Here is a 2067-nt window from a genome sequence, read left to right on the forward strand (position 1 = left end):
TCATGCTTGAGCTTCTTCAGCTCTGCGTATGTGAGTTCTTCAAGATGTGGGAGAATACTGCTAAGGCGTTGAGTGCTCATGAAGGCTCCGGTGCATCTAGACTACAGTTTTCAGCATAGACCACCAACACTCAAATGCAACACAGCCATATACATACAGTAATATAAAATCAGCAACAGTTGCAAACACCTTAAGATTTAGGCTGCTCGCCATGGCAATAGTAGCTTTCACAATAGCATCATCGTCGGTGCCTGAGCCAAGATCAGTCACAAACGAACGATCAATTTTTAAGGCTTGAATCGGGAATTTTTTTAGATAAGCCAGCGACGAATAACCAGTACCAAAATCGTCGATAGACAGGCTTAAACCAATCGCTCGAAACGCATGTAGCTTCACGATAGTCTCTTGAGCATCCGCCATCAACATGCTTTCGGTGAGCTCTAGCTCTAAATATTGTGGATCGACACCGGTTTCGTCCAACACCGCACGGACTCGCTCGACGAGATCAGGCTGCATAAATTGTCGCCCAGATAGGTTTACCGACAAGCTAATTGGTGGATAACCAAGATCACGCCACTGGGCCAGTTGACGACAGGCTTGGCGAATCACCCACTCACCCAGTGGTAAAATTAAGCCACTTTCCTCGGCAATAGGGATGAATTGACTGGGAGGAATCATACCCAGTTCAGGATGTTGCCAGCGTATCAATGCCTCGGCGCCCACGGTTATTTCATCACTAAGCCGGACTTTGGGTTGGAAGTAAAGTTCAAACTGCTCTTCTTCAATGGCACGGCGCAAACCGCCCCCTAGAGTCAGATAGGCGTTGTACCCCTCAGTCATACTTTCGTGGTACACCCGATAAGTGTTGTGACCCGTACCTTTGGCGCGATACATAGCCGCATCGGCATTTTTCAATAATTCATCGATGTTGGAACCATGTTGTGGATAGCACGCAATGCCAATACTCGTGGAAATCAGCATTTCCATATTGTCCATTGGATAAGGGATTCCCCCAACCAAATGAATCCCTTTTGCTATATCTTCCATCTCTTCAATACTGGCAATACCTTCTTGTACGACAACAAACTCGTCGCCACCCAAGCGATATAGGCAACTGCGGGAAGGAATCATATTCTTAATACGCTCAGCAACCTGACGTAGGAGCTGATCCCCTACTCGATGACCAAAGGTATCGTTAACAACTTTGAAATTGTCCATATCTAGGTACAAAATACCGAACTGTCGCTGACGTTTTTTTTGCTGTTATTTGCGCCTTTTCGAGCAGTTGATACAGCAAATTACGATTTGGCAACTCCGTCAATTCATCATAGTTCTTGAGTCGATATAGACTGACGTCAAAGTCCCGCTCGGCTTGAATATCTTGCGCCATAAAATATATTAAGCCCGCCGTGGTATTCAGGCGCGCTTCGATCTGACACCACCGGATGCCTTTGGTAGTAGCCAAGCGTATTTCTTGGTGTAAAGCGCCGGCCTTACCCAGACGTTCAATAAAGCTCTTACTGGCACTGGCGACCGCAAATAAGTCGTGTAGATGAGTAACTGCTCCAAATATCTGCTGTGCCTTATCCGACAGGAACTGTTCCTTACCATCACGCCAAAACACGGCAGCACAAAGAGAGTCAAATTGTATTAGATCATCTAATAGTCCCTTTTCAACGCCGGGAATATCCTCTTCATTCATAGGTTCAGCATTAATCGCAATGCCACGCATACTAGAGCCCAATGATACGATTTTCCCGGTGCAACGATGCAGTAACCCTTGGTCGTTATGCATTAACCAGCAGTAGACCTCTGTTCCTATGGGTAAGTCATAGCGCATGGCTTGCTGCAAATCTTGCAATAAAGATTCCGACTGGGAGCGATAAATCGCCTCCGGAGTCTGATACTGGGAGAAGAAACCATGACGAGCGGCGGGATTCGTCCATGGCACGGTACCGTTGTAAAAGTCTATTACCGTTCCTAGTTGTATGGAAAAATATTCCATATCGCCGGGCGAACAGTGTTCCCGGCTGTGAGTGCTCCAAGCTTACGCTCGGGCACTTACCC

At 46.8% G+C, this 2067-nt stretch carries 2 protein-coding genes; both read right to left on the reverse strand.

Translation table 11 applies throughout. The features are described 5' to 3' along the window. Window positions 1-96: 96 nt before the first annotated feature. Window positions 97-1218 carry a putative bifunctional diguanylate cyclase/phosphodiesterase gene (locus FJM67_RS17830; protein WP_235890103.1) on the reverse strand — a complete coding sequence of 374 codons (1122 nt, stop codon included), beginning with the start codon at window positions 1216-1218 and terminating at the stop codon, window positions 97-99. After that, on the reverse strand, window positions 1196-2005 hold the full coding sequence (locus tag FJM67_RS17835; protein ID WP_235890104.1) for a hypothetical protein: 810 nt from the start codon (window positions 2003-2005) through the stop codon (window positions 1196-1198). Before FJM67_RS17835 ends, FJM67_RS17830 begins: the two co-directional genes overlap by 23 nt. Window positions 2006-2067: the final 62 nt, after the last annotated feature.

It is taken from the genome of Maribrevibacterium harenarium (assembly GCF_006385675.1).
Lineage (GTDB): Bacteria > Pseudomonadota > Gammaproteobacteria > Pseudomonadales > Marinomonadaceae > Marinomonas > Marinomonas harenarium.